This window comes from Thioalkalivibrio sp. ALJ4, assembly GCF_000377225.1.
In the GTDB taxonomy this organism is placed as follows: domain Bacteria; phylum Pseudomonadota; class Gammaproteobacteria; order Ectothiorhodospirales; family Ectothiorhodospiraceae; genus Thioalkalivibrio.
Map to the genome: position 1 here is coordinate 478,053 of NZ_KB897918.1, position 26,576 is coordinate 504,628.

At 66.1% G+C, this 26,576-nt stretch carries 24 protein-coding genes, 1 other RNA gene and 1 riboswitch; of the genes, 18 read left to right on the forward strand and 7 right to left on the reverse strand.

The features are described 5' to 3' along the window. Nucleotides 1-143: 143 nt before the first annotated feature. The 6 genes from C936_RS0108455 (at nucleotide 144) to C936_RS0108480 (ending at nucleotide 4,676) form a co-directional block, all read left to right on the forward strand. Nucleotides 144-1,733: a dynamin family protein gene (locus C936_RS0108455; RefSeq protein ID WP_018138695.1), complete on the forward strand. Its 1,590-nt coding sequence runs from the start codon at nucleotides 144-146 to the stop codon at nucleotides 1,731-1,733. A gap of 86 nt (nucleotides 1,734-1,819) precedes the next feature. Continuing rightward, nucleotides 1,820-1,963, forward strand: a complete 144-nt coding sequence (locus C936_RS15025; protein ID WP_018138696.1) for a hypothetical protein — start codon at nucleotides 1,820-1,822, stop codon at nucleotides 1,961-1,963. Nucleotides 1,964-2,079: 116 nt separating this feature from the next. Further along, nucleotides 2,080-2,550 (forward strand): DsrE/DsrF/DrsH-like family protein, encoded by a 471-nt coding sequence (locus tag C936_RS0108465; RefSeq protein WP_018138697.1) that lies wholly within the window; start codon nucleotides 2,080-2,082, stop codon nucleotides 2,548-2,550. A gap of 205 nt (nucleotides 2,551-2,755) precedes the next feature. Next, nucleotides 2,756-3,649, forward strand: coding sequence for an aldo/keto reductase (locus tag C936_RS0108470; RefSeq protein WP_018648995.1), 894 nt, complete (start codon nucleotides 2,756-2,758; stop codon nucleotides 3,647-3,649). 25 nt (nucleotides 3,650-3,674) lie between these two features. Then, nucleotides 3,675-4,367, forward strand: a complete 693-nt coding sequence (locus C936_RS0108475) for a DUF6064 family protein (RefSeq protein WP_018138699.1) — start codon at nucleotides 3,675-3,677, stop codon at nucleotides 4,365-4,367. A gap of 33 nt (nucleotides 4,368-4,400) precedes the next feature. Further along, nucleotides 4,401-4,676, forward strand: a complete 276-nt coding sequence (locus C936_RS0108480; RefSeq protein ID WP_018138700.1) for a cupin domain-containing protein — start codon at nucleotides 4,401-4,403, stop codon at nucleotides 4,674-4,676. A gap of 323 nt (nucleotides 4,677-4,999) precedes the next feature. Here C936_RS0108480 and C936_RS0108485 read toward each other — a convergent pair whose 3' ends face one another. From C936_RS0108485 to ssrS, 4 genes are all read right to left on the reverse strand, one after another. Further along, complete coding sequence (locus C936_RS0108485) at nucleotides 5,000-5,677, reverse strand: glutathione S-transferase family protein (protein ID WP_018138701.1); 678 nt, start codon at nucleotides 5,675-5,677, stop codon at nucleotides 5,000-5,002. A 4-nt stretch (nucleotides 5,678-5,681) separates the two neighbouring features. Continuing rightward, nucleotides 5,682-6,146, reverse strand: coding sequence for an EVE domain-containing protein (locus C936_RS0108490; RefSeq protein ID WP_018138702.1), 465 nt, complete (start codon nucleotides 6,144-6,146; stop codon nucleotides 5,682-5,684). Between the two features lie 32 nt (nucleotides 6,147-6,178). Then, nucleotides 6,179-6,814, reverse strand: a complete 636-nt coding sequence (locus C936_RS0108495) for a 5-formyltetrahydrofolate cyclo-ligase (protein WP_038038657.1) — start codon at nucleotides 6,812-6,814, stop codon at nucleotides 6,179-6,181. Between the two features lie 25 nt (nucleotides 6,815-6,839). Then, nucleotides 6,840-7,025: non-coding RNA, 6S RNA (gene ssrS / locus C936_RS14610), on the reverse strand. A 226-nt stretch (nucleotides 7,026-7,251) separates the two neighbouring features. On the opposite strand from ssrS, the gene C936_RS0108500 reads away from it, so the two are divergent. After that, entirely contained in the window at nucleotides 7,252-8,418 is a 1,167-nt protein-coding gene (locus C936_RS0108500; RefSeq protein WP_018138704.1) for an aldo/keto reductase, read from the forward strand. Nucleotides 8,419-8,566: 148 nt separating this feature from the next. Then, entirely contained in the window at nucleotides 8,567-10,156 is a 1,590-nt protein-coding gene (locus tag C936_RS0108505; RefSeq protein ID WP_018648994.1) for a DNA mismatch repair protein MutS, read from the forward strand. Between the two features lie 15 nt (nucleotides 10,157-10,171). Here the strand turns inward: C936_RS0108505 and C936_RS0108510 are convergent, their stop codons facing one another. Genes C936_RS0108510 through fnr form a run of 3 tightly spaced genes read right to left on the reverse strand, consistent with a single transcriptional unit; the run spans nucleotide 10,172 to nucleotide 11,998 of the window. Beyond that, the gene (locus C936_RS0108510; protein WP_018138706.1) at nucleotides 10,172-10,741 is read right to left on the reverse strand and encodes a DUF2058 domain-containing protein; all 570 of its coding nucleotides are present in this window, start codon (nucleotides 10,739-10,741) and stop codon (nucleotides 10,172-10,174) included. Nucleotides 10,742-10,788: 47 nt separating this feature from the next. Continuing rightward, a complete protein-coding gene (locus tag C936_RS0108515; protein WP_018648993.1) occupies nucleotides 10,789-11,274 on the reverse strand; it encodes a TIGR02444 family protein in 486 nt (161 codons plus the stop codon). Further along, a complete protein-coding gene (gene fnr / locus C936_RS0108520; RefSeq protein WP_018138708.1) occupies nucleotides 11,267-11,998 on the reverse strand; it encodes a fumarate/nitrate reduction transcriptional regulator Fnr in 732 nt (243 codons plus the stop codon). The genes C936_RS0108515 and fnr overlap by 8 nt, the downstream gene beginning before the upstream one ends. A gap of 230 nt (nucleotides 11,999-12,228) precedes the next feature. Between fnr and C936_RS0108525 the strand changes: the two genes are divergently transcribed. From C936_RS0108525 to cobA, 10 genes are all read left to right on the forward strand, one after another. Beyond that, nucleotides 12,229-13,467 (forward strand): cyclopropane-fatty-acyl-phospholipid synthase family protein, encoded by a 1,239-nt coding sequence (locus C936_RS0108525; RefSeq protein WP_018138709.1) that lies wholly within the window; start codon nucleotides 12,229-12,231, stop codon nucleotides 13,465-13,467. Nucleotides 13,468-13,577: 110 nt separating this feature from the next. Further along, nucleotides 13,578-15,476 (forward strand): hypothetical protein, encoded by a 1,899-nt coding sequence (locus C936_RS0108530; RefSeq protein ID WP_018648992.1) that lies wholly within the window; start codon nucleotides 13,578-13,580, stop codon nucleotides 15,474-15,476. A gap of 45 nt (nucleotides 15,477-15,521) precedes the next feature. Next, nucleotides 15,522-15,771: riboswitch (cobalamin riboswitch) on the forward strand. Between the two features lie 142 nt (nucleotides 15,772-15,913). Then, entirely contained in the window at nucleotides 15,914-17,731 is a 1,818-nt protein-coding gene (locus tag C936_RS0108535) for a TonB-dependent receptor domain-containing protein (RefSeq protein WP_018174772.1), read from the forward strand. A gap of 3 nt (nucleotides 17,732-17,734) precedes the next feature. Next, nucleotides 17,735-18,289, forward strand: a complete 555-nt coding sequence (locus tag C936_RS0108540; RefSeq protein ID WP_018174773.1) for a cob(I)yrinic acid a,c-diamide adenosyltransferase — start codon at nucleotides 17,735-17,737, stop codon at nucleotides 18,287-18,289. Nucleotides 18,290-18,413: 124 nt separating this feature from the next. After that, entirely contained in the window at nucleotides 18,414-22,883 is a 4,470-nt protein-coding gene (locus tag C936_RS0108545; protein WP_018174774.1) for a cobaltochelatase subunit CobN, read from the forward strand. 136 nt (nucleotides 22,884-23,019) lie between these two features. Beyond that, nucleotides 23,020-23,463, forward strand: coding sequence for a MotA/TolQ/ExbB proton channel family protein (locus C936_RS0108550; RefSeq protein ID WP_018174775.1), 444 nt, complete (start codon nucleotides 23,020-23,022; stop codon nucleotides 23,461-23,463). Further along, nucleotides 23,460-23,750 carry a DUF2149 domain-containing protein gene (locus tag C936_RS0108555; protein ID WP_018138715.1) on the forward strand — a complete coding sequence of 97 codons (291 nt, stop codon included), beginning with the start codon at nucleotides 23,460-23,462 and terminating at the stop codon, nucleotides 23,748-23,750. The genes C936_RS0108550 and C936_RS0108555 overlap by 4 nt, the downstream gene beginning before the upstream one ends. A gap of 52 nt (nucleotides 23,751-23,802) precedes the next feature. After that, nucleotides 23,803-24,417 (forward strand): cob(I)yrinic acid a,c-diamide adenosyltransferase, encoded by a 615-nt coding sequence (cobO, locus tag C936_RS0108560; RefSeq protein WP_018648990.1) that lies wholly within the window; start codon nucleotides 23,803-23,805, stop codon nucleotides 24,415-24,417. Next, complete coding sequence (locus tag C936_RS0108565) at nucleotides 24,414-25,706, forward strand: cobyrinate a,c-diamide synthase (RefSeq protein WP_018174777.1); 1,293 nt, start codon at nucleotides 24,414-24,416, stop codon at nucleotides 25,704-25,706. The genes cobO and C936_RS0108565 overlap by 4 nt, the downstream gene beginning before the upstream one ends. After that, nucleotides 25,703-26,557 (forward strand): uroporphyrinogen-III C-methyltransferase, encoded by an 855-nt coding sequence (gene cobA / locus C936_RS0108570; RefSeq protein ID WP_018648988.1) that lies wholly within the window; start codon nucleotides 25,703-25,705, stop codon nucleotides 26,555-26,557. Before C936_RS0108565 ends, cobA begins: the two co-directional genes overlap by 4 nt. Nucleotides 26,558-26,576 lie beyond the last annotated feature (19 nt).

Here is a 26,576-nt window from a genome sequence, read left to right on the forward strand (position 1 = left end):
TTTCCCGGGGTCGTAACCCATACCGCGGACCACACAGGCGTGGGCGCAATGGGTATGATGAATGGAGCCAATTCACATCGCGGAGGCGTCCGGGCACGGAGTAGCTGTGTCTGCCGGGTGGCCGCCGCCGCAACGGAGTCCCCATGTTTAATCGTCCTGGTCGCCGCGTGCGCAAGCAGCTCAAGCTGCTGAGCGATCGCCTCGCCGAAGAAAATCCAGTCCTCAAAGGGGTTGTCGACCCCTTCCGTGATCTGGATCGAGTCGGCTACGCCTCGGGACTGTTGAATCCTCAGGAGGATTCTTACGCCTTTACGATCTCCTGGTGGCCGATGATCGCGGTGCTGGGCACGTTCTCGTCGGGCAAGTCGACGTTCATCAACGAGTACGTCGGCACCACCGTGCAGCGCAGTGGTTCGCAGGCGGTGGACGACAAGTTCACCGTCATCAGCTATGGCGGCAGCGAGCGGGTGCAGGAGCTTCCGGGGTTGGCGCTGGATGGTGATCCGCGCTTCCCGTTCTACCGCGTCTCCGACGAGATCGAGCGCATTACCGATGGTGGTGGCCGCACCGTGGACCATTTCCTGGCGATGAAGACCGCCAATTCCGAGCGCCTGCGCGGGCGTATCCTGATCGACTCGCCCGGGTTCGACGCCGACGAGCAGCGTGCGACGATCCTGCAACTGACCGACCACATCATCGATCTGTCCGATCTTGTGGTCGTCTTCTTCGATGCGCGGCACCCGGAGCCGGGCGCGATGCGCGATACGCTGGAGCACCTGGTTAATCGGGTTGCCGAGCGCAACGACTTCAACAAGCTGGTGTTCGTGCTCAACCAGATCGATACCACCTGGCGCGAGGACAACCTGGAGGAGGTCGTCTCCGCCTGGCAACGTGCGGTCGTTCGCCAGGGGAATGCCACTGGCCGTTTCTACTGCATGTTCAACGAGAGCGCCGGGGTCGAGATCGGCGACGAGCAGGTGCGCGAACGCTACGAGGAAAAGTCGCAGCGTGATCGCGCGGAGATCCACGAGAAGATCCAGGAAATCAGCTCGTCACGCTCGTATCGTATCCTCGGCTCGCTGCAGGCGATCGCCGAATCCATCGAAATGGATGCGTTGCCTGCACTGCGAAGGGCACTGGAGCGGTGGCGGCGGCGGGTGTTTCAGTTCGATGCCGCCATGTTTGCGGTGATTGCCGTGATCCTGGGTGTGATCGGGTACAACACGGCGGGCGGATTCGGGCCCTGGATGGACGGTTCGGCCTGGGCGTCGATGGGCGAGCACCCGATCTGGACGTCGACCGGCATTGTTGTATTGGTCCTTGTGCTGGCCGGGCTCCACTTCTTTAACCGCCGCTGGATCGCCCGGCGCATCGCGCGCACGCTGCCGACCGAGTCGGCCGCCGGTAACTGGCGGGCGGCTTTCGAAAAGAACACGCGCCCGTGGCGCTGGATGCTGCGTCGCGCACCGCTGGGCCTGGGACGGCGCAAGATCGGCCGCCTGCATGCGTTGCGCGATCGCGCCGAGGCCTATATCCAGCGCCTGAACAACCAGTTCGTCGATGCCCGGCCCGTATCGCGTACGGGGGGCCGAGCCTCGGCTGCCGATGTGCATCGCTCGGCAGAACAGGCACAATCGGATACTGTATCGGAATCGACCGGTGATGCTGTACATCAGTCAGCGGCCGCCGAGACGCCAGGGGACCTGACCGCGGAGCGCCCCGAAGCGCGTTAGTCAGGAGGACGCCGCGGCGTTTCCTTGTTTAGTCCGCGATGCATGGTTTCCTCGTCGGGGGGCGAGGGCCATGACGGAGTATCACCATGACGGTTGTCGCCTGGATGCTCTTCGCGCTGGCCATGATTCTGGTCCCGATCTCGGTCTGGGGCAGTTTGGCAGCGCTCGGGGTATGTGCGGGGTGTGCATTGATCCGGGACTGGCGCAAGGCGCGCCTGGCCTCGAAATAGCCAGCCCGCACTAGATCGAAATATTGGGGTCGCACGGGGCGGCCCCGATCCACAGGGGGGTGGGGTTACGCGCAGGGGGCTGTGGCGGACCATCCTCCACCACCAAGGAGGAGTGAATGAGCGATACCAAGAAATTGGCCATCATTGCGACCAAGGGCAGTCTGGACTGGGGCTATCCCCCGTTCATTCTGGCCTCGACCGCTGCCGCGCTCGGCTATGAAGTCGAAGTGTTCTTCACCTTTTACGGGCTGCAGCTGCTGCGCAAGAAGATGGATTTGCAGGTCACGTCGCTGGGTAACCCGGGGATGCCCATGCCTATGCCCATGCCGGTCATGCTCCAGGGGCTGCCGGGCATGCAGCGCATGATGACGACGATGATGAAAAAGAAGATGAAGGCGAAAGGCGTCTCCGATCTCGAGGATTTGCGGGAACTGTGTCAGGAGGCCGAGGTGCGCATGATCGCCTGCCAGATGACGGTGGATCTGTTCGATATGGACACCAGCGAGTTCATTGACGGCATCGAGTATGCCGGCGCCGCCGCGTTCTTCGAGTTCGCCGGCGAGTCGGACATCTGTCTGTTTATCTAGGCGGATGTGAAGCCCCGGGCGGCCCGTCCGCCTGTCCCGGCCCCGCGGCATCTGCCCGGGGCCGTTTTCGTTCTGGCAGGCCAAAATACTCCCGTGCCGGAACTTCTGGCGCGTTCGGCGGGACCACGTGGGTAAGGTTCCGAAGGATAGCCGTCGCATGGCGAGAGTCCCGAATCAGAGTTCGCGCCGGTCGTTTCTGCAGTGGATGGCCGGTTCGGCCATTGCCGCCGGTACCGGCTGGCCGCTCGCAGGCGCGGCCGGCGAGGGACGCGAACCGAACAGGAAGGCGATTCCCTCCTCGGGCGAGGAGATCCCCGTGATCGGCATGGGCACCTGGATCACCTTCAACGTCGCGGATGACCCGGATGCCCTCGCGCTGCGCACCGAGATTGTCGATACCTTCTTCCGGCGCGGCGGCGGCATGATCGACTCCTCGCCGATGTACGGGCGCGCGGAGGCGGTAGTGGGGCACTGCCTGCAGGAGCTGGGCCACCCCGAAGGGCTGATTTCGGCGACCAAGATCTGGACAGGTAGCACCGGCACCGGGCGCAACCAGCATGCGAAGTCGCTGGACCTGTGGGGCGTGGATACCCTGGATGTGCAGCAGGTGCACAACCTGCAGAACTGGGAGGCGCATCTGGAGACGATGCGCGAGAAGCGCGAGGCGGGCGAGATCCGCTATATCGGGGTGACCACCTCCCACGGGCGCCGCCACAACCAGCTGGAGCGCATCCTGGAACGCGAGGACCTGGACTTCGTACAGCTGACCTACAACATCCTCGACCGCGAGGCGGAGGAACGCCTGCTGCCGCTGGCCCGAGAACGCGAGGTGGCGGTCATCGCCAATCGCCCGTTCCGCCGCAAGGAGCTGATCAAGCGCTTCGAGAGCGAACCACTGCCCGATTGGGCGGGGGAGATCGACTGCGAGAACTGGCCGCAACTCCTGCTCAAGTTCATCGTCTCGCACCCCGATGTCACCTGTGCGATCCCGGCGACCTCGGTCGTGGAGCACATGCGGGAGAATATGGGAGCCCTCTACGGCCCGATGCCGGATGACGACATGCGCCAGCGCATGATCGAATACGTCGAAGCACTTTAAGTCTCAAAGTTTACCGGGAGTGCGGATGCTGCCATTTGCCGCCGAAACCCTGCTGTCGATCTTCGGGCAATACAATCGCGCCATCTGGCCGCTGCACGGGGTCGCGGCCCTGATGGTGCTCGTTACACTGGCGCTGGCCCTTGTAGGCGGGCGCGGGGCCGGACGCGTCGTGGGCCTGCTGCTCGCTGTGATGTGGGTCTGGATCGGGGTCGTGTTCATCGGGGGTGTGCTTGCCGAATTCCATTTCTGGGCGGGCCGGCTGGCGGGCGTGTTCGTCGCGCAGGGCCTGATGCTCCTGTTCGCCCTCACGCTGCTGGGGCGCCACGGCTTTGGCTGGCCGGGTGGTGTGGCCGGCCTTGTCGCGATCGTGGTGATGGCCTATGCCATGGTCGGCCATGCCCTGCTGGAGGTCCTGCTCCTGGGGGTGTCCTGGGCCCAGGCCCAGTACGTGGGTGTCGCGCCGGGACCCACCATGCTGTTCACCCTCGGCATCCTGCTGCTGGCCCAGCCGCGCCCGTCGCTGATCCTGGCAATCATTCCCTTCCTCTGGACCCTGGTGACCGCCTATATCGCCTGGGAGCTGGGCATTTGGCTGGAGTATCTACCGGCCGCGCTGGGCCTGATCGCTTTCGTATTGTTGCTCGTTCGCCGGCTTTACCCGGGCGAGAGGGGCCTGTTTCGCTCCGATACTTTTGGCGCCCGGTCGCGGTCCCGTTAGGCTTGCCATTTCCCCCAGACAGAGGAGACCGTCATGTCCATCGAAGTGATCCATCGGCCGGAGCAGGACCATCTGGAACGCCTCGGCGTATTCGACTGGCCGGTCTGGGAAAAGGAGGTCTCGACCTTCCCCTGGCACTACGACGAGCGCGAGGTCTGCTACATCCTGGAGGGGCAGGTGACGGTCACCCCGGACGGTGGTGGCGAGCCGGTGACGGTCGGTGAGGGCGACCTGGTGACCTTCCCCGAGGGCATGGACTGCACCTGGGAGATCCACCGCGACATCCGCAAGCACTACCGCTTCGGCTGAGTGTATCGTCGCAGGTCCGACACGGACGCTACGACGTGGTGTGTCCGGTGGAGCGTGCTTGCGCACGAATGCAGGGCCTTTTCCAAACGGCGTAGGGTGCCGTTGAGCGTAGCGAAACGCGCCATTCCCCACGCCTTGTCCGACCCCTGATGCGTTTCGCTGCGCTCAACGCATCCTACGAGTAGGCGGTTGGTCGAACAGCGTTGCGAATCAGGTCGGTCAGTGCGTCTTGCCGGCCTTTGTGGGGTTCGCCGGTGCCTGCAGATGCGCCGGTGGTGAAATCAGGTTTCGTGTTCGCGGCCGAGGCCGCTCCCACAGGGCCTTCAGCGGGCGAGCCACTGGCTGTCGAGGCGGGTGCTGAAGGTTTCTTCGACGCGGCGCAGGTAGTAGAGCATGTCGACGGGCAGGTTGATGCCGTCGTGCATTTGCAGGGGGTAGAGGTCGGCGGCGATTACGCAGTCGGCGATGGAAGGGTGGCCGAGATAGAAGCGACTGGCCGCCAGGTGCTTCGCCAGTTCCGGCAGGCGGCTCAGTTTCGCGAGCTGGTTGTAGCCGTCGTAGCGGTCGTTGGCGAGTTCTTCCAGCGACAGGCCGAAGCGGTGCTGCACCTGGGCCTTGTAGTCGGCCAGGGTCTCGGCGCTCTCGCCGATGCCGTGGAAGCCCGGCGCCAGCGGGGCGTACAGCCGATCGAGCACCACATCGACCTTGCCGCGCCAGTCCACCAGGGCCTGCCAGGCATCCTCGGGGATTACGCCTTCCGCCAGGGGCTCGCCGGTCGGGAACAGGTGGTCGATGTCGCGCAGCGCCGTGAGCGTGTCGGTTACCAGGGTACCGTCATCCATCTGCAGGACCGGCGACTGGCGGGCCACGCCCAGCTCGAAGAAGGTCTCGTCGTCGAACCAGTCCAGCGCGACGGTTTCGAGCTCCACACCCTTGTAGCCACAGGCCAGGCGCAGGCGGTCGGCCTTTGCGTCGTGCGGGAAGTGGTAGAGCGTGGCCACGCGGCTACTTTCCGCGCTGGGCGTGGCTCAGGATGAAGTCCCACTGCTCCTGGGTGATGGGCATGACCGACAGGCGGTTGCCGCGGCGGACCAGCGGGCAGTCCTCGAGCTGCGGCTGCCGCTTCAGCCAGTCGAGGGTGATGATGTCGCCGAACTTTTCCTCGAAGGCGACGTCCACCCGCAGCCAGCGCGGGTTGTCCGGGTCGCTCTTCGGATCGTAGTGCGGGTCCTCGGGGTCGAAGGCGCAGGAGTCCGGATAGGCCTCTTTCTCGATGCGCAGGATGCCGACAATGCCCGGCGGCTTGGCGTTGGAGTGGTAGAAGAAGGCCAGATCACCCTTCTTCATTTCGTCGCGCATCATGTTGCGCACCTGGTAGTTGCGGATGCCGTCCCAGGGCTCCACGCCCACGCGTTCCAGGTCATCGATGCTGAACTCGTCGGGCTCGGATTTCATCAGCCAGTAGGCCATGCGGGCTCCTCGTGCCGGATCGGGCGTGTGGGTCAGGTGTGCGTATTGTGCCGCGCGCGGCGGGGCAGCGCATGCCAGCCGTCCTCGGTGACCACGCCGTCCAGCGGGACGTCCCATGGCTGGCTGGGCAGGGCCTCGACCCCCTGCAGGGCATGGGCCACGCCGATCAGCTTCGGGCGGTGGATGCCGAAGCGGCGACGGGCGAAGTAGCGGTCGTAATAGCCCGCGCCCATGCCCATGCGGTTGCCGGCATGGTCGAAGGCGACCAGCGGCAGCAGGACCACCTGCATCTCGCGGCGCCAGATGCGCGGGGCATCGGGGCAGGGCTCGGCAATGCCGAAGCCGTTCTGGCAAAGCGGCACGTCTGGCCCCCAGGCGTGAAAGTGCATGCGCCCGGGGCGTTTGGCATCCATCACCGGCAGGGCGATGCGGGTGCCGCGCCGGGCCAGGGACACGGTCAGGGGGGTCAGATCCACCTCGCCGCGCAGGCCCCGATAGGCACCGATGCAATGCGGTTGCCAGCGCTGGAACCAGCGCAGCAGGTGATCGCAGATCAGGGCGGAATGAATCTCGAGCCGCTCGTCGGACAGCGCGGCGCGCTCGCGGCGCAGGCGCAGTCGTAGCTGGCGCAGTTCGTCAGGCGTGAAGGAGGTCTCGTCCCTGGACATACGATCCGCAAAATAATGAGGTGGACGCGCCCCGCGGGCGCCGAAGTGACCATCGACCTTGAACCAGAGGTTCAGGTGGGAGAAGCCTCCGAATCTTAAGGCTTTCCGCTCGATGACGGACATGCGCAACGAAACGGAAGTGCTCGGTCCCGTGGTGAAGAATTAAGGCTCAAGGGTACCACCAGGCCACTTTCGCACGCCGCAGCGACGCGTCCGCCACCATTATGAACCAATCCCCCGGGGGTGTGCGCAACCATGATCACATCAGGGTTGCACGATCCACCCAGGACGGAATCCGGCCGCTTGGGAGACTCGCCGGTTTGGATGGGTTTTAGCAATCACGCTCGGGTGACGTAGGATTCGCGTTTTCCGGATGGATGCGAGCGGGCGGTGCGCGATCGAGTACCGGCCTTCTCCGGACTGTGCAGAGGAGCTCTATGGAATCGCCGCAGAAACTGATCCCGGGATACGCCAACGCCAAGGCGACGCGCCGGTATGCGGAGCACTACATCGCCGAGGGCAAGGCCGCCGAGGGCCACTACAGCGAGTTCTCGCGCGCCAAGATGCGCCTGTCCAGCCTGGGCATTGGCACCTTTGGCGGCGCCGCCACAGCCGAGGTGGATGCCGCGATCTCCGCCATCGTCGCCCGCGGGCTGACCGAAGGCATCAATGTCGTCGACACCGGTGCCCACTACCGCTATGGTCGTTCGCTGGCGGCCGTTGGGGCAGGCGTGCGTACGGCCCTGGAGGCTGGGGTCCCGCGCGAGGCGATGTTCCTGATCTCCAAGGGCGGATTCATGACGCTGCGCGGCGGGCCGCCGGACGACATGGATGCCTGGTTCCAGCGGGAGATCGAGTCCCAGGGCATGGGTACCCGGGACGATCTCGCCAAGGGCGCGCACCTGCTGACGCCAGAGTACATCCACTATCAGATGGAGCTGTCGCGCTCGCTGATGGGGGTCGAGACGCTGGATGCCTTCGTCATTGATCAGCCCGAGGTCCATATCCACGAGATTGGCAAGGAGGCGACCAACCGCAAGCTGGAGCCAGTGTTCCAGATGCTGGAGCGGGCGGCGCGGGAAAAGAAGATCCGCGCCTACGGGATCTCCACGTTCGAGGGCTTCCGCGAGGAGACCGATGCCGCCGTGTTTCAGTCGCTGACCTCCATGCAGGGGCTGGCCGAACGTGCGGCCCAGACCGTGACCGGCGACGACCACGCCCGGCACCACTTCAAGATCGGGATGCTCCCGTTCAACCAGGTGATGCTGGAAGGCTTTACCCGCTTCAACACCGCGACCGGGCAGGGCAATGTGGCCAGCCCGTTGCAGGCCGCGCACCAGCTGGAGGTGTACATGTTCGCCTCCCACTCCATGCTGAAGGGACACCTCGCCCAGCAGTCGGTGGAGGTGGTCGAACAGCAGCTGGCGAACCTGCCCAATCCGGCGCAGCGCGCGATGCAGTTCAACCGCTCCACGCCGGGCTTGGGCACCTCCCTGGTTGGCATGAGTACGCCGGAACACCTGGACGACATGCTGGCGGTGATGCGCGAACCGCTGCTGGAGAAGAAGGCCTACCTCGGGATGTTCAAGAAGGCCGAGGAGTGAGCCGAAGCCTGGTCTCCCCCTTGCGGGAGCCGGCTTGCCGGCGAAGCCCCGCCTGCATCCGGCTTTGGCAGGGGCTTCGCGTGCAAGCACGCTCCCACAGGGTCCCGAGCTCCGGCCATGGTAGAGAATTCATGCACAAGGGTATGTCATGCAGGTTGATCTGAAGGCCCTCGAATTCCCCGCGATCCAGCGTCTGCTGGAGCGCCTGACCGCGACGCCCTACGGCGCGGATGCCGCGCGCGGGCTGGAGCCGGCACCGAATCTGGATGCGGCGCGCGCACTGCAGACCGCGGTGACCGTTGCGCGCCAGCGTCTGGATGCCGGGACCCTGCCGCGTCTGGGGCAACTGCCGGACGTGCGCGCGGCGCTGCGCCAGGCGTCCAACCCCGGGGCTGCGCTGCCGGTGCAGGCCCTGCACAACCTCCAGACAATCATGCGTCAGGCCCGCGAGCTGGCGGATCAACTGGCGGACACCCCCGAGATCTATCCGGCGGACCTGAACAAGCTGTATCCGCCCGAGGGGCTGGAAGAGCGCCTGTCGGCGTGCCTGAACCCCGGCGGGTCGCTGCGCGAGGACGCGAGCCCCGCGTTGATCGAGGCCTTCGAGCAGCGTGGGCGCCTGCGCTACGAGGTCGAGGCGGTGGTGAAAAAGCGCCTGGCGGCCTCCGATGTCGCGCAAAAGGGCGAGGACGCGCTGAAGGTGCAGTGGCACCAGGAACGCGCGGTGATGGTGCTGCGTGGCGAGGCGGCCAATGCGGTCAAGGGTGTGCGTCGCGGCACCGCGATGGGCGGGCGCGACCAGATCGTCGAGCCGATCGAGGCGGTGCCGCTGAACAACCAGTTGGATACGGTCAACAGCCAGATCAATACCGAGCAGCAGCGCCTGCTGCGCGAGCTGACCGACGTGGTGCGCCAGTATGGCGAGCCGCTGGAACTGATGCTGACCGCACTGACCTGGATCGACCTGGCATCCGCCGCCGCGCAGCTATCCGCACAGATGAATGCCCATGCCCCGCGGTTGGAGGCGGAGGCCGGGGTGGAGCTGATCGAGGCCTACCACCCGCTGCTGCTGTTGCAGTTCGCCGAGGGCAACGGGCCGCAGCCGGTGCCTCTGTCGATCCGGCTGGATGGCGAGCAGCCCCTGTTGCTGATCACCGGGCCGAATACCGGCGGCAAGACGGTCGCGCTGAAGACGCTCGGGCTGCTGGTCACCATGGCCTGGTGCGGGCTGCATATCCCGGCCGAGCAGGACTGCCGCATCGGGCGCTTCGATCAGGTGATGGTCGATGTCGGCGACCATCAAAGCCTGTTCCACCACCTGTCCACGTTTGCCGGCCATGTGGAGGTTCTGAAGCGGATTCTTGATCACGCGGGGTCAGAGACCCTGATCCTGCTGGACGAGCTGGGTACGGGCACCGACCCCGACGAGGGCGCGGCACTGGCGATGGCGATGCTGGACGAGTTGCGTGCGCGTGGCACGCGCGGGATTGTGAATACCCACCTGGCGCCCCTGAAGGACTATGCCGCCCAGCATGCGGGCATCGTGAACGCCTCGATGCAGTTCGATGCCGAGACGCTGTCCCCGACCTACCGGCTGCTGATTGGCGAGCCGGGTGTGTCCTTTGGTCTTACGATTGCCGAGAAGAACGGGCTGCCGGCCCAGCTGGTTGCCCGTGCGCGCGAGCATTTCGCCGAACTCCCCACCGCCCAGGCCGGGGGCGATACCGGCAAGGCGTGAGCCCCGAGCGAGGCGTTACCACATGAGGTCGTCGGGGACGACGTAGTCCTTGTACGGGTCGTCGGGATCGGGCTCGGAACCGCCGCTTTCCTCGGCCGGGATAACCAGCGGCCATTCGGCATCCCGCTCGCGGATCTTGTCCGCTATATCGCGCGGGATTACGCGGAACCCCTTGCTCGGGTGCAGCTCCAGGCCGGCCAGCGCCGCGCGGCCGTCGACCAGGCGCTTGCGGGTGTCCTCGGTCACCGGCAGGTGGCGGACCTGCCCGTCGAACTGGAAGTGATAGTCGATCGCGGCGTCGCCAGTGGGGATCGGGGCCAGGTGCTGGTTCACCAGCTCGCGAATCTGCGCCCGGCGCGCGCGGCGTTCGGCCTTTTCCTGCCGTTCCTGGTTCTTCTCCCGCGAGCGTTGGGCCTGCTCGGCCTGACGAGCCGCAGCGGCGCTAGCCTCGGCGTCGGCGGGCTTGCCCTTTTTCTTTTTCGGTTGTGTCTTCTGGGCCTTGTGCTTCTGGCTCTTGGCCTTGCGCACCTGTTTTTCGTCCACCAGCCCGGCCTTCAGGAGCTGATTGCGCAGATCGTCCGACATGCCGCTTGCCTGTAGAAAATGTGTCGGGAGGATAGCCCGAACCTCTGCTATGTGCAGCCGACGTGTGTAAGTTCGGGTAATCCGTCCAGGATCTCGGTCATGGGAAGGGTGGGAAACAGCAGGTGTAAACGCCGCGCAAGATCGGGAGTCGCAGCGGGATTGCCCAGCGCCTGCGTGCGCTGACACAGTCGCATCGCAGCCGTGCGCTCGCAAGCCAGCTCCAGCCCTTTCACGGCGTCGTACAGGGCTTGGCGTTGTCGCTCATCGGGGCTGTTGGGCTTGAGACGGCGGCGCAGGGCGCGCACGCGCGAGGTGGTTTGCTCCCGCCAGCGCGCGGCGGCCTGCATCAGCGCCTGCCAGTCGTGTGTGTGTACTCGCCGTGGGTACCACAGGGCGAACAGGGCGAGGATGGCATCGACCTCATGGGCGTCCTGCCAGTTCAGCAGGCGTTTCCGTGCGGGGGCGCAGGCCCATATCCGCAGGGCGAAATCCCAGAAGCAGTCGAAGTCGTGTGGCCGGGCGGCCTCAGGCACTACTGGCGGCGGGCGTAAAGGTCACGCCGGCGGTGCTGCGCAGGGTCGTCGGCTCGAGGATCTCGAGATCCCGGGTGTGCAGGTTGATTACCCCCTGGTTGCGCAGCTGTGTGAACAGGCGGCTGATGGTCTCCTGGGTCAGCCCCAGGTGGTTCGCGATGTCGGCGCGCGACATCGGGAGGTAGAAGCGCTCGGTGGACAGGCCCCGTGCACGATGCCGCTCCGACAGGGTGACGAGGAATGTGGCCAGGCGCTGCTCCGCCGTGCGCTGCCCGAGCAGGGCATGCAGGCTTTCGTCCTGAGCCAGCCCCTGGCTCATCACGTTCATCATGTGCTGGCGGAATGTCGGAAGCCTGCCGGCGAGGTCGTCCACATGGGTGTACGGGACTGCGCAGACACTGGTGGATTCGAGGGCGACCGCGCTGACCGGATGTTTTCTGGAGTGGATCGCATCCAGCCCCAGCAGATCGCCTGCGAGGGCGAAGCCGGTGATTTGCTCGGTACCGTCGTCGCCGATCAGAACGGTCTTCAACGCCCCGGTGCGTACGGCAAACAGGGTGTCGAAGCGCTCGCCCATGCCGAACAGCAAGGCCCCCTTTTCGATCGGACGGCGTTGCTGCACGATCTCGTCGAGTTGCCAGAGTTCGTTTTGTGGCAGCCCCATCGGCAGACAGAGCTGGCGCAGGGTGCAGTGTTCGCAGGCTTGGGTCGGGCGCAGTGTCATGTGCTCAGGTTAGCGGTTTTGCCATCGGTGAGGGAAGGTGTGTGAGGCCCCCGTGAGGGAAGGTGTGTGAGGCCCCCGTATAGAGGTTGCCCGTATGAGGAATTCCGGTATTGTGAGTGTGGAACCTTTTGGAGTGGCAGGGATCAGCCAATTCAGAGGCTTGCGGCGGAGCGAGTGCGATATCTAGACTCTGTTTAATATAGCAGGCGATTCGCATGGGAAGGGACGCAATGATCGAACGGATGCTGAACGAATACATGCACCACGGCACGCTGATCCTGCGCGAGCCGGACGGGAGCGAGCGCCGTTTCGGGCAGGGGGCACCCGAGATCACGCTGCAGGTCCATGATCGGGCGGCCCTCAAGCGCATCGCGCGAGATCCCGGGTTTCAGCTGGGCGAAACCTATATGGACGGGCTCTGGTCGCCGGGTCCCGAGGGCATCCGGGTGTTTCTGGATGTGGCCATGCGCAACTTCGCGCCCAGATTCCAGCGTCGTGTGCACCCGCTGGTGTGCATGTTTCGCGCGGTCCTCGAGCAGGGCAACCGTATCGCGCGCAGCTACCAGAACATCTCCCATCATTACGACGTGGACGAGTGGCTGTTCCGCCGTTTTCTCGACGAAGGCATGTTCTACAGCTGTGCCTATTTCGAGCGCCCGGACATGACCCTGGAGGAGGCCCAGCAGGCCAAGTGCGCGATGCTGCGCAAGAAGCTGGTGCTGGAGCCCGGTCAGCGGGTGCTGGATATCGGCTGCGGCTGGGGTGGGCTGGCCTTTCACCTGGCCGAGAACGCCGATGTCCAGGTGGACGGAATCACCCTGTCCCGGGAGCAGCTGCGAGTGGCCCAGGCCGAGGCGAAGCGCCGCGGGCTGGACGATCGCGTGCGCTTTTTCTATCAGGACTACCGCGAACACGACGACCAGTACGACCGGATCGTCAGTGTCGGCATGTTTGAGCATGTCGGCGTGCCCAATTACGGCACGTTCTTCCAGCGGGTGAACGACCTGCTCAAGGACGATGGCGTGGCCGTCCTGCACACGATTGGCCGCCAGGGGCCTCCGGGGACCACCAACCCCTGGCTGAGCAAGTACATCTTCCCTGGCGGTTATACCCCGGCACTGTCCGAGGTGATGGAGGCGTTGGAGCCGACCCCGCTGCATACCACCGATATCGAGTTCTGGCGGCTGCACTATGCGGAGACGCTCGCCGAGTGGTATCGGCGGTTCCAGAACATCCGTGCCGAGGCAGTGGGCCACTTCGACGAGCGCTTCTGCCGCATGTGGGAGTTCTATCTGGCCAGTTGCGAGGCGACCTTCCGCTGGTGGCGCCAGGTGGTGTTCCACATCCAGGTGGCCAAACAGCAGGATGCCGTGCCGCTCACCCGCGACTATCTGTATGCCGACGAGGCGCCCAAGGTGGTTTCGACGCCGCCGGGGGAGGCGGCAGTCCGGGGTCGCAGTGCTGCGTAGGGATTGCGGACTACTTCCTGGCTCCCTGAACATTTTTTCCTGACCGGGCACCCGCAACCGGTCTGTTTTCCCTACACTTCACGGAAACGCTGAGGGGGCAGGGACGACGCGTGTTTGGCAGGTTTCGCAAGCGGCAACAGCGGCAGGAGGCCCCCCAGGCCGCCAGTCCGAGCCAGGACCATGTGCTGATCGAGGCGGCCGGACGCAGCCGGATCACCGAGGTCGCGGCGACCGCGCGCAAGGTGCCCTGGTCGCTCAACATGCTGCAGCTGCTGTGGGCGGCCGGCCCGGTGACCTTCCTCGCGATGCAGGGGGGCTATTTCCTGGGCTTTGGCCACGCCGCCCCGGCCCAGAATTTCATCTTTTTTGCCGTCTACACGCTGCTGTTCGGGGTGATTGGCCTGCTGGCGCGGTTTATTGCCGATGCCACGCGGGGCAAGCGGCAGGAGCGCTCACGCGATCAGCTGCGCAATACGATCGACTTTTTGCCGGACCTGCTGTTCGTGACCCGCGACCTGGCGATGGCCGAGATGGCGCCGGACATGCGGCGACGCAAGGCCGCCGAGGTTCTGCTTCATGAGGTGGATATCTCGCCGGAAGGCGTCGCGGTCGCGGTGCGCGAGATGACCGGCGATACCAGCCTCGCAGCAGCGGCCGAGCAGATCGAGATCTACCGTCGGCTGGGGCTGCGCTCGCGCGTCGCGGATCTGGTGGATGCCACTGCGGATGCTCGTCTGGCCGCGCTGGAAAAACTGCACCACGATGCCTCCGAACTGGCGGATCCGCTGCGCGACCGGCTTCAGGGCGTCGCGCCAACCCGTGAGGATGGCGTCCGGCGGATCGATCAATTTCTGGACCGCCTGTTTTCAGCGGCGGACTCGGATGACCTGTCGCGCTGCACACTGGATGATACGCAGGCCATGTTTGTACTGGCCTTCGAGATGGTCAACGGGCGGCAGATCCGGCGGCTGAGTTTCGAATGGTCGGGTGGTTGGCGGTTGGGGCATGCGCTGGATCGGCTGGAGTATCAGGGCAACCGTTTCCGCGTCGCTCAGGCGGGTGTGATCAGTCGCCTGCGCTCGCTCGCGATGTTGCTGGCGCAAAGCCCGGCCAGTGGCCTGGATCCGCAGGTCCTGCGTTCGCCGACTCTGGGTATCGGGCGCGAGGTGCTGGATGCACTTTCGCAACTGGAACAGTCCCGCCCCGCTGTGAATTCGCCGGAAGGCCGCCTGCTGGGGCGGGCGCTGCGTCATGTCGAAGACCTGCGCGCGGCGCGGGACCAGCTCATGCAGGCGCAGAGTCGCTATACCGCCGCGGTCGAGCGCTGGGAGGCGCTGCGACGACAGCAGGTCGAGAGAAAGGGGCAGCAGAGCTGGTTCAAGCGCAGTGCGCGCGGTATCCGCGTGAGCGAGGAGGTGATCGAGCTGGCGGACGACCAGAAGCTGCGCCTGGCCGACCGGTTCTGTGAGTACCTGTCCGAGCTCGGCATCCGGCGCGAGGGCGACCTGTTCTACTTTGGTGGGCACCCACTGGATGCGGACACCGCCAAGCGCATCGGCATCCAGCTCGCACTGATTCTGGAGCCTCTGGTCGACCTGACCAACCCGAGTATCCAGCGCGCGATCTATGCGAATCCCGCCGCCTATCTCGGAGGCCTGTACGTCGGCATGAGTGCGGATGCCAAGGCGGGGTTGGGTTCGGCGATGGTGCGTATGGTGCGTCAGGATCTCAGCCGTATGGCGGAATGGCTGGCCCTGCGTCTGACGCGCATCTACCATCTGCCGCTGTCCGACTCCATGCGTGATTTCCTGGTACGGCAATATGGCGCCAATCCCGACCGCCTGGAGATGCTGGCCGCCCATCCGGTGGAGGAGGGCGCGCAGGCGGCGCCGGTGGCTTTGCGTGCCGAACGGTCGCCGGAATTTGACGCCATGCTGCAGGACAAGTCCTGGGGGCGGTTGCTCAAGAGCGGCGCACGTTATGTGCAGGCCGAGGCCCAGCGATCCTGACGCCGCGCATTTCCCGGGTCTGGTAATTTCTTGACCAACTGTGTAGGCTTTCGTGCGTTTTCTGGTGCCCCTCGGCGTGTCTCGCCGAGGGGTTAAACGGGAAGTTCGGTGAGCCCGCTACAGGTATCTGGATGCCTGCGGACGAATCCGACGCTGCCCCCGCAACGGTAATCGAGCGAGAGGCCATGACGGCCTCTGATGGTCGCGGCACACGCCACTGAACGGAATCGTTCGGGAAGGCGCCGCACCGGAACGCTCGTCAGCCCGGAGACCGGCCAGGGAATGATCGCGCGGCATGCGGCGGGCATGCGAGGCGGATGATCGGGCCTGGTCGCATAGCGGCTGTGCCCGGTCCCCCTCGTGTCTCTCTCCCCCCTGCCTGCGTGGTCCCGACGAATTTACGGCGTGCGGGCGGCTCGCCGGGAGACACGGACGACATGAAACGCACAGCACTTTCCACGGCCATCCTGCTGGCCACCACCCCGGTCCTCGCCGAGACGCCGGACGCCGATTCCGAAGCGCACACCCTCGACGTGGTCCAGGTCACGGCCGCGCGCGTCGCGCAGACGGTCGACGAGACCCTGTCCTCGGTCACCGTCATCGACCGCGAAGAGATCGAGCGCCTGCAGCCGCAGCAGTTCACCGACCTGCTGGAGGGCCGCGCCGGGATCGAGACCTCCCAGAACAGTGCGTTTGGCAAGACTACTTCGGTCTATACGCGTGGCACGAGTTCCGACCACACCCTGCTCCTGATCGACGGCGTGCGCATGGGGTCGGCCACCAGTGGCGGGGCAAGCTGGCAGTTCCTGCCACCGGAGGAGATCGAGCGCGTCGAAGTGGTGCGCGGACCGCGTACCAGCATCTACGGCTCCGACGCCATTGGCGGCGTGGTGCAGGTCTTTACCCGCGAGGGCCAGAAGGGGCCGCCCAGGGTCAACGCGTTTGTCGGGGGCGGCAGCTTCAACACCTGGGAAACGGGTGTGGGCGTCGCCGGCGGAACCGAGAACACGAACTACAGCTTCTCGCTCAGCCATTTCGAGACCGACGGCATCAATGTGCAGGATGACGTTGGAGACGATGACCGTGACGGCTACGACAACACCTCGCTTGCGACCAAGGTGACCCATCGTCTTGATAACGGTGCGGAGGTCTTTGGGAATGTCTTGTATTCGGAAGGCTCAACCGAATTTGACACTGATTCCCAGTTCTCGCCGGACTCCTCGGACTTTGTGCACGCGGCTTTGCGGGCTGGCTTCCGTATTCCGGTTACACGGCAGTGGGAGACTGAACTGTCGGTCGGCCACAGCCGGGACGAGTCGGAGAATTTTCTCGACGGTGAATTTTTCTCCCAGTTCGATACCCGTCGCGACACGATCGACTGGCGCAATGATATCGATATAGGGGATCGCGTGTACCTCGTGACTGGCATTGATGCGCACGAGGACCGCGTCGAGAGCGACACCGATTACGATGAAGGGTCGCGTTACAACGTTGGAGCTTACTCCGTGGTGCAGGTGGATCTTGGGCGCCACGATCTCGAAGGCAGCCTGCGCTACGACGACAACGAGCAGTTCGGAGACAAGACGACCGGCCAGGTCGCATGGGGTTTGCAGGCTTCGGAAACGGTTCGGTTGCGAGCTTCCTACGGAACGGCATTCAAGGCACCGACGTTCAATGATCTCTACTTCCCGGGCTTCGGGAACTCCGATCTTGATCCGGAGACTTCCCGCACGTTTGAACTCGGCGCGCGCTATTCCAGTGGTCCGTACTATGCCGATGCCGCCGTCTTCCGGACTGATCTCGACCAGATGATCACCTTCGATCCCGTCGCATTTCGGGCAGAAAACGTGGACGAAGCCCGGATTCGCGGCATCGAACTGGAAGGCGGTTACGAGGGAGCCCAATGGGTCTCTCGCGCCTCCCTGACCTTCCTGGACGCCGAAGACCGGGAGACCGGAAACGAATTGCGCCGCCGCTCGCCCGTGACAGCGCGGGTGGATCTCGATCGCCAGTTCCAGCGTTTCTCCGTAGGGGGATCGGCTATCGCCAAGAGTCGCGCCTATGACGATCGCGACAATCAGGAGCGACTTGCCGGCTACGGCCTGCTCAATCTGCGTGCGAGCTATCAGATTGCGCCGGAATGGCAGATTCAGGCGACGGTCAATAACGTGTTCGACAAGGACTACGAGACCGCCGGAGGGTACAACCAGCCGGGTCGGGCCGCTTTCGTCAAGCTGCGCTACCAGCAGAGGTGATGCATGGGTAATCGACTGTCAAAGATTGCGACCCGCACGGGTGACGAAGGCCGGACTGGCCTGGGGGATGGCTCGCGGGTGGATAAGGACAGCCACCGCGTCGAGGCGTTTGGTGACGTGGACGAGCTGAACAGTGTCGTGGGCCGGGTCCTGGTCCACGATCTCCCGGAAGAGGTTCGGCGCGTGCTGGCCCTGGTTCAGCACGAGCTGTTCGACCTGGGGGCGGAGCTGGCGGTGCCGGGGCATCAGGCGCTACCGGATGCCTCTGTCGAGCGGCTCGATGTCGAGCTGGAAAGCTTCAACGCCGATCTGCCGCCGCTCGAGGAGTTCATCCTGCCGGGCGGTGGCCCGGCCACGGCCGACTGCCATATCGCCCGTACGGTATGCCGCCGTGCGGAACGTCGTCTGGTGGCGGTGAATCACCATGAGGCGCTGCGGCCGAGTTCACTGGCCTACATCAACCGCCTGTCGGATCTTCTGTTCGTGCTCTGCCGTGTGCTTGCACGTCACGAGAACGGCGCGGAAGTCCTCTGGCAGCCGGCCAACAAACGCGGCTGATTGCATCTGCCGTTGCCGGTTTTCGGGTGCCGTTTCCACGGCACCTTCCTGCGTATAACGGATTGGCGACGCCACCATTGCACCGGTGGCGTCGCCCCATCGAATTTTCTTCGGGGTTTGTCGCATGTCCTTCTGGAAACGCAGCCTGGTCCTGCTGATCGTCGGCCTGTGGAGCACGCCCGTATGGGCAGGGCCCCAGATCGTCGGCATCGTCTCCGAGCGCTCGGCCCCCGAGGTGGCCGCCGGTGCGCATCGATTCCTGGAGGCCGTGCCGGATGCCGAGGTGGTGCTGCGCACGCCTGAGCAGCTGGCGGACAAGTCGGACTCGTCAATCCGGGCGTTGTGGCGCGATGCCGACGCGGTGCTCGTGGCAGCGGTGTTCGGGGACCAGGCCGGTCGTCTCGAACGTCTGCTGCGCGAAGAGGCACCGGCCGAGTCAGCGCCGATCCTTGCAATCAACAGCGAACGGCGCCTGACCGCGCTGTCCCGCATCGACGGCCAGGCGGTTCTGGAGGAGCTGGACGAGGAGGCCCGGACCGAACTGACCGAGAACCCTGAAGCGGGCGAGGATCCGCGCGAGCACCTGGCTCGGCAGCAGGAGCGCTTCTCAAACCAGGCCGACTGGCTAACCGGACGTGCGTTCTATCAGGGCCGCACACCGGAGAACATGGAGGGTCTGATGCGCTGGCTGGCCGCTCGGGGCGGGCACTCGATTGACGTGCCGGAACCGGATCCGCGCGAGACCATCCGCTATTACCGGGATGGCCAGTCGGTGGCCGACCCGGGGGATCTTGGCCTGGATGCCAGGCCGGCCGTGGCCGTGCTGGACCTGGATACCGGTGACCGTCCCGGTGACCGCGAGCTTCTGGATGCGACCTGCGAGGCGCTGGAGGCCCGGGATACCCAGTGCTTCGCGGTCCTCGCGCGCTGGGGTGGGGCCAGCCGCGAGGCAGTCGAGAACCTCGCCGCATCGGCGGCACCCGCCGAGCTGAGCGGGATCGTCAGCCTGCAGGACTTCGTAGTGGGCGGCGGTGGCAACCGCGAGGCGGTGGCCGAGGCCTTCGCCGAGCTGGATGTCCCTGTGGTCAAGGGGATTCGTCTGGCGGACGTGAGCGAGACCGAGTGGCGGCTCTCGCACGAGGGCATCCCCTGGGACAAGGTCCACTATCACGTGGCCATGCCGGAATTGCAGGGCGCCAGTCAGCCGATGGTGCTGGCGACCGCGGGCGAGCCCACGCAGGACGAACGCACTGGCGTGCGATTGGCGCTGCCCGAACCGGTGGGCGAGCGGGTGGAGGCCCTGGCCGACCGGATGCAGCGCTGGAACCGGCTGCGCCAGCTGGACAACACAGACAAGCGGGTCGCGGTCGTGTACTACAACCATCCGCCCGGTCGCCAGAACATTGGCGCCGACAAGCTGGATGTCCCGGAATCACTGCTGGAGATCTTGCAACGGCTGGAGGCCGCCGGGTATGACCTCGGGGACGAGGTGCCGGAGGATGCTGAGGCCCTGCTGGACATGATCCAGGACCGGGCGGTGAATCTGCCGGAACAGGCGGACGCGCTGGACGCGATCGCCGGCCGGGTCGCCTCGCTGGATCGAGATCAGTACCAGGCGTATTTCGACGGCTTGCCTGCCGCGGTGCAGGCGGAGCTGGTCGACGGACCGATCGGCTACCTGCAGGCGCGTCTGGAGGCGGCCAGGGACGCGGACAAGCACGAACTGGCGGAGGCCGCGCTGGACAGCGGTGTCGGCGATCTACGGCATATGCTCGAGAGCTACCCGCACGACGCCCAGGAACGGGCGCTGGACCTGCTCGCCCAATACGAGGCCGCCTGGGAGGCCACGCTGGCCGGTGAAGACGAACACGAAACCACCGAACAGCTGCGCAAGGCCCTGGTGCGTACAGGCATCCCGGGTCTGACCGGATGGGGCGAGCCGCCGGGCGAGGCCATGACGCGCGACGGCGAGATGCTCTTCCCCGGCATCGAGTTCGGCAACGTGTTCATCGGCCCGCAGCCGCCGCGCGGGTGGGAGGTCAGCGAGCGCTTGCTGCATGCGAACACGACCTTCCCGCCGACTCACCAGTACGCCGGTTTCTATCACTGGATTCGCGAGCACTTCGAGGCGGATGCGCTGGTCTACGTCGGGCGTCATTCCACTCGCGAGTTCCTCCCGCGCCGCCGCGCGGGTCTCGCCCCGGACGACTACCCCGAGATCCTCGGCGGTGACCTGCCGATCATCTATCCCTACATCGTCGATGGTGTCGGCGAGGGCATCCAGGCCAAGCGGCGGGCGATGGGCGTGATGATCAGCCACCTGACGCCGCCGCTGGCGGCCACCGAGCTCTACGACAGCCTGCTGGAACTGCGCCAGCTGGTGGAGACCTACGAGGCCGCGGCCCAGCCCGATGCGGCCACCCGCTCGCGCGCCGCCCAGACGCTGCGCGAGCGTATCGACGAGCTGGGCCTGACCGAGACCATCGAACGCGAACTGGCGCGCGGCCATCACCATCACGGCCACGACGACGGAGATGGGCACCACGATGACCACTCCGACGGGCATGAGCAGGACGGTGGCCATGGACATGACGACCATGGCAGGGACGATGATCATGGGGATGACCACGGGCACGACCACGGGCACGGTGACACTCCGCTCGCGGAGATGGATGAAGAGCTGCTGGTGCACGAGATCGGCCACTACCTGACCGACATGCAGGAGGACCAGATGCCGCTGGGTCTGCATGTGTTCGGTCGCGACTGGTCGGACGAAGCCGTGGACACGATGCTCGAGTCGATGGCCGGGGATGGTGAGGCCGGTGACGACTGGGACGCCAGGCTGCGGGGTTCGCCCGCCAGTGAACGCGCCCATCTGCTGGCCGCCCTGGAGGGTCGGTTCGTGCCACCGGGTCAGGGCAACGATCCGATCCGCACGCCGGATGTACTGCCCACCGGGACAAACTTCCATGCCCTGTCGGCGGACCTGGTGCCAACACGAATCGCCTGGGGCATCGGTCAGGAACTCGCCGCGGATGCCCGCGAGCACGGTGATCCGGAAGCGGATGGCAGCGAGGCCATCATCCTCTGGGCCTCCGACACCGTACGTGACGAGGGGGTGATGATCGCCTTCGGCATGGACATGCTTGGAATCCGGCCCGCCTGGAACAGTCGCGGGATCGTCGAGGGCCTGGAGCGCATGGATCTCGACGAGGCCGGGCGCGACCGTCGCCGGGATGCCCTGTTCACCACCTCCGGGCTGTTCCGCGATCTCTACGAGGACCAGCTCGTGTGGCTGGACCGGGCCGCACGGCTGGCGCTGGATGGCGCCTCGGAGACCATCCTCGAGGAGCACCCGGAACTGGAAGAGGCACTGGAAGCAGCCCTGGCTCCGCTGGCGGAGGATCTGCGCGATCCCGGCGGCGAGTCGTTGGCGCGTAATGATGTCGCCGCGCAGTGGGTGGAGGACACCGAGGCCTTGCGCGCGGCCGGACTGGACGGTGCCGCCGCCGGGGAGCAGGCCGCGTGGCGCGTGTTCGGCACCGCACCGGGGGCGTACGGCGCCGGGGTCAACCGCCTGGCGGACCGTTCCGGCGCCTGGGAGGATCGCGCCGAACTGGGCGCGGCCTACCTGCGCCGCATGGGGCATGCCTACGGCACAACGGCATCCGGCGATGCGGCACACGAGGCGTTCGAGTCGCGCGTGGCCGGGGTCGGGCGCACCTATCTGGGCCGTGCCTCGCACCTGTACGGGCTGCTGGACAACGACGACGGCTTCGATTTCCAGGGTGGGCTGTCCACTGCCGTGGAAAGCCTGCGCGGCGAGGTGCCGGACAACCGCGTGCTGCAGCATGCCGACCCGGACAACCCGCAGGTGGAGACGCTGGGGCGCGCGCTGATGCGCGAGCTGCAGGGGCAGAACCTGAACCCGCAGTGGATCGAGCCGCTGATGGATCACGGTTATGCCGGGGCCCGCACCATGGCCCGCGACTTCGTCGACAACCTTTGGGGCTGGCAGGCCACCAACCCCGAGATCGTGCGCTCCTGGGTCTGGGACGAGGTGCACGACATCTACCTGCAGGACCGGCACGGACTGAGCGTGGACGAATTTCTCGCCGACGGCCACAACGTGCATGTGAAGACCCACCTGCAGGCCGTGCATCTGGTGGCAGCCAGTCGCGGGTTCTGGGAGGCCGAGCCGGAGGTACTGGACGCCCTGTCCGAACGCTTCGCCGAATTGGTTGCGGAACACGGCCTGCCGGGCAGCGGGCACACGCGCCCCGACCACCCGATGCTGGACGAGGTGGCCGAGCGCCTGGAGGACCCCGAACTGCGCGAGGCCTTCGAGGCCGTGCGCGCGTCCGCGCAGATCGATCGTGCACAGGCGGAGGCCGACCCCAGTCGTGTCACCGAGATCCAGCCGCTGGAGGACCCGGACGCCCGGGAGATGCAGGAGATGCCGGAAGCGGCCGAGGCCGAGAGTGGCCAGGAGACCGGCGACGAGGCAGCCGGCATGCCCTGGCTTCCCTGGCTAGTCGCCGCCGCGCTGTTCCTGCTGCTGATCGGCGGTATCGCCGCAGGCCGCCGCCGATAACCGCCGCTTGGGCATCTCCTGTAGGAGGCCAGCCCCCTGGCCGATGGGCCGCCGGATATACCCCATCGGCCAGAGGGCTGGCCTCCTACACAGGAAGGTGAGAAGCGCTGAACAAAGGTTAGTGAGGTAAACGCGAATGCCGTTCTCGATCACGATGGAACTGATGGATACCGTAGTGCGCTGGCTGCTGGAGCCGGTGATTGTCGGCCTGCTGGTGCTGGTGGCGGTCGCCGTCTGGGAGCTTGGGCTCGCACTGGGCGAACGCTCCGGCGGGGTGCGCCGGCTGGAGGCCACCGGCGATGCCGAGCGCCTGGCCTACCGCGCACGGCGCCGCATTGACCGCGCGGATCTGCTGGCACGCATCGGCCCGATGCTCGGGCTGATGGGGACGCTGATCCCGCTGGGTCCAGGGCTGGCCGCGATGGGCCGGGGCGAACTGGAAATCCTCGCTCAGGCCGTTACGGTGGCGTTCAACACCACGGTGCTGGGGCTGCTGGTTGGCATCCTCGGTTTCCTGCTCGGACGCCTCCGGCGGCGCTGGTATGACGCCGCGATGGAGCGCCTGGAGGCGGCGGCATGAGGGTCCCGCACTACCGCGCCAGCCGCTTCGATGCCCCTGACGAGGAACCAATGGGGCCATTGGCCAACCTGGCCGACATCATGCTGGTGTTCGCCGTCGGCCTGATGGTGGTGATGGCCGCCTCGGGGAGTGGCCTGGAACCGGCCAGCGGCGGCGCCGAGATCGAACCAGGGCGCGAGATCCCGGACCCGCCCGAGGGTGCCGGCGAGGCCGGCTCCGGCTTCGAGTCGATGGGCCAAGTCTACCGTGACCCGGAGACCGGACGAATGATCCTGATCGGCGAGTAGGCCCGCCCCCTGCGCACCCCGAACAAGCAATGAACTCAAGGAGTACATCAACATGACCGACGACACCGAAGCGGCACGCGCCGAACGCCACGCCCAGCGCATGGCCCGCAAGAAGGAGATCGTGGATCGCAAGATTGCCGAGGCCCAGGAAGAAAAGGGCGTGTTCCTGATCCTGACCGGAAACGGCAAGGGCAAGAGCTCCTCCGGCTTCGGCATGGTCGCGCGCGCCCTGGGGCACGGCATGCAGGTCGGCATCGTGCAGTTCATCAAGGGTCAGTTCGCCACCGGCGAGGAAGCCTTTTTCCGGGGGCAGGACAACGTGCAGTACCACGTGATGGGCGAGGGCTACACCTGGGAGACCCAGGACCGCGAGAAGGACGTGGCGGCGGCCCGCGAGGCCTGGGCGCATGCCCGCGACATGCTGCGCGACCCGAACGTCGACCTGGTGCTGCTCGACGAGTTGCACATCGCGCTGAAATATCAGTACCTGGATGTGGACGAGGTGCTGGAAGATCTCGCCAATCGCCCGCCGATGCAGCACGTGATCACCACCGGTCGCGCCGCGCCCAAGGGCCTGATCGAGGCGGCCGACACCGTGAGCGAGATCGGTGTGGTCAAGCACGCCTTCCAGGCCGGCATCAAGGCGCAGAAGGGGATCGAGCTGTGAGTGTGAGCTGCCCCGCCGCGTTCGTGGCGGCCCCGGCCTCGGGCCAGGGCAAGACCACCATCACCGCCGCCATCGCCCGTTACCACCGCAACCAGGGTTTGCGAGTGCGCGTGTTCAAGACCGGCCCCGACTTCCTCGACCCGATGATCCTGGAACAGGCCTCCGGGCATCCGGTCGACGCCTTGCATCTGTGGATGGTCGGGGAAGAAGCCTGTCGAGCGATGCTGTACGAGGCGGCCCAGGAGTCCGATCTGATCCTAGTGGAAGGCTCGATGGGGCTGTTTGACGGGGATCCGTCCGGTGCGGATCTGGCCCAGGCCTTCGGCTTGCCGATCCTGGCCATGGTGGATGCCAGCGGCATGGGCCAGACCTTCGGGGCGCTGGTGCATGGCTTGTCGACCTACCGTCCGGGCCTGTCGTTTGCCGGCGTGATTGCCAACCGGGTGGGCAGTCCCGGCCATGCGCGGATGCTGGAGGATTGCACCCCGGAGGCGATCCACTTCTTTGGTGCTGTGCAGCGTAACGAGACGCTAAGTGTCCCGGATCGTCACCTGGGTCTGGTGCAGGCAGGCGAGATCGCCGATCTGGATGCGCGGCTGGAGGCGGCAGCGGCCGCGATTGAAGAGGCTGGGGTGACCGGGCTCCCGGAGCCGGTGACCTTTCATCCGGAAACAATTGCGCCGATCGAGGCGGCGCTATCCGGCGTGCGCATTGCGATCGCGCGGGATGCGGCTTTTGCTTTCATGTATCCGGCCAACCTGCGCCTGCTGGAGAAGATGGGCGCCGAACTGCGGTTCTTTTCCCCGCTTGCGGGGGACGGGTTGCCAGAGGCCGATGCCGTCTGGCTGCCGGGTGGCTACCCCGAGTTGTATCTGGATCAGCTGTCCGCCAATGCTGCCCTGAAGTCGGACCTGGAGGCCCATCATGCGGCGGGCCGCCCCATCCTGGCGGAGTGCGGGGGCTTTCTCTACCTGCTGGACGAACTGGCCGACCGCGAGGGCCATGCCGCGGCTATGGCTGGGCTGGTGCCGGGCAAGGCCCAACTGGCGGACCGCCTGCAGGGTCTGGGTCTTCAGGCGGCCCCGCTGCCGGAGGGCGAGCTGCGCGGGCACACCTTCCATCACACCCACTCCGAGGTCGGGCTCGAGCCCTATGGCCATTGCTGGCGCGCGCGCGGGACGGGGTCGCAGGGCGAGGCGATCTATCGCGACGGCCGCCTGACCGCGACCTATCTGCATGCCTGGTTCCCCTCCAACCCGGAGGCCACGGCCCAGCTGTTTCGAGCATGAGTGATCGACCGCGGGACAATGTGACGCGGATCGAGCCCGGGGCGCGCGCCGGGGCCCGCCTCCCGTTGTGCGGCGAGCGAAAGCCCGGTTGCGTGGATCTGGTCGGGGCAGGGCCGGGCGATCCGGGCTTGCTGACACTGGACGCCGCCGCAGCGATGCAGCACGCCGATGTCCTGCTGCACGACCGCCTGATCCCGGAGGCGATCCTCGATCTGGCCAACCCGGAGGCGCAACGCCTGTATGTGGGCAAGGCCCGCTCACGGCACAGCTGCGATCAGGGGGATCTGAACGATCGCATGGTTGCACTGGCCCGGGAGGGGCACTACGTGGTGCGCCTGAAGGGCGGCGACCCGTTTGTCTACGGGCGGGGTGGCGAGGAGGCTGCCGCGATTGCCGCTGCCGGGGTGCCCGTGCGCATCGTGCCGGGGATTACCGCGGCGGGTGGTTGTGCGGCCTATGCAGGAATCCCGCTGACCCATCGCGATCATGCCTATCGCTGCCAGTTTGTTACCGCCCACCGGCGTGCCGGCGAGACCGATCTGGACTGGGCCTCGCTGGTCCATCCGCAGCAGACCCTGGTTGTCTACATGGGGCTGCATACCCTGGCCGAGGTCTGCGGCGAGATGATGGCGGCGGGTGCGGATGGCGCGATGCCGGCCGCGCTGGTTGAACAGGGGACGCGACCGGGCCAGCGTGTCATCGAAGGCGTTCTGGCCGATCTCCCCGCGCGGGTGGCGGATCTGGCTATCCAGTCGCCGGCGCTGCTGATCGTGGGCGAGGTCGTGCGTCTGCGCGAGACGATCGCCATGCAGGGTGCCGAGTCCGTCCCGGGAGCGCATGGAACCGGCTGAGCAGAACAGCTCGGCGGGC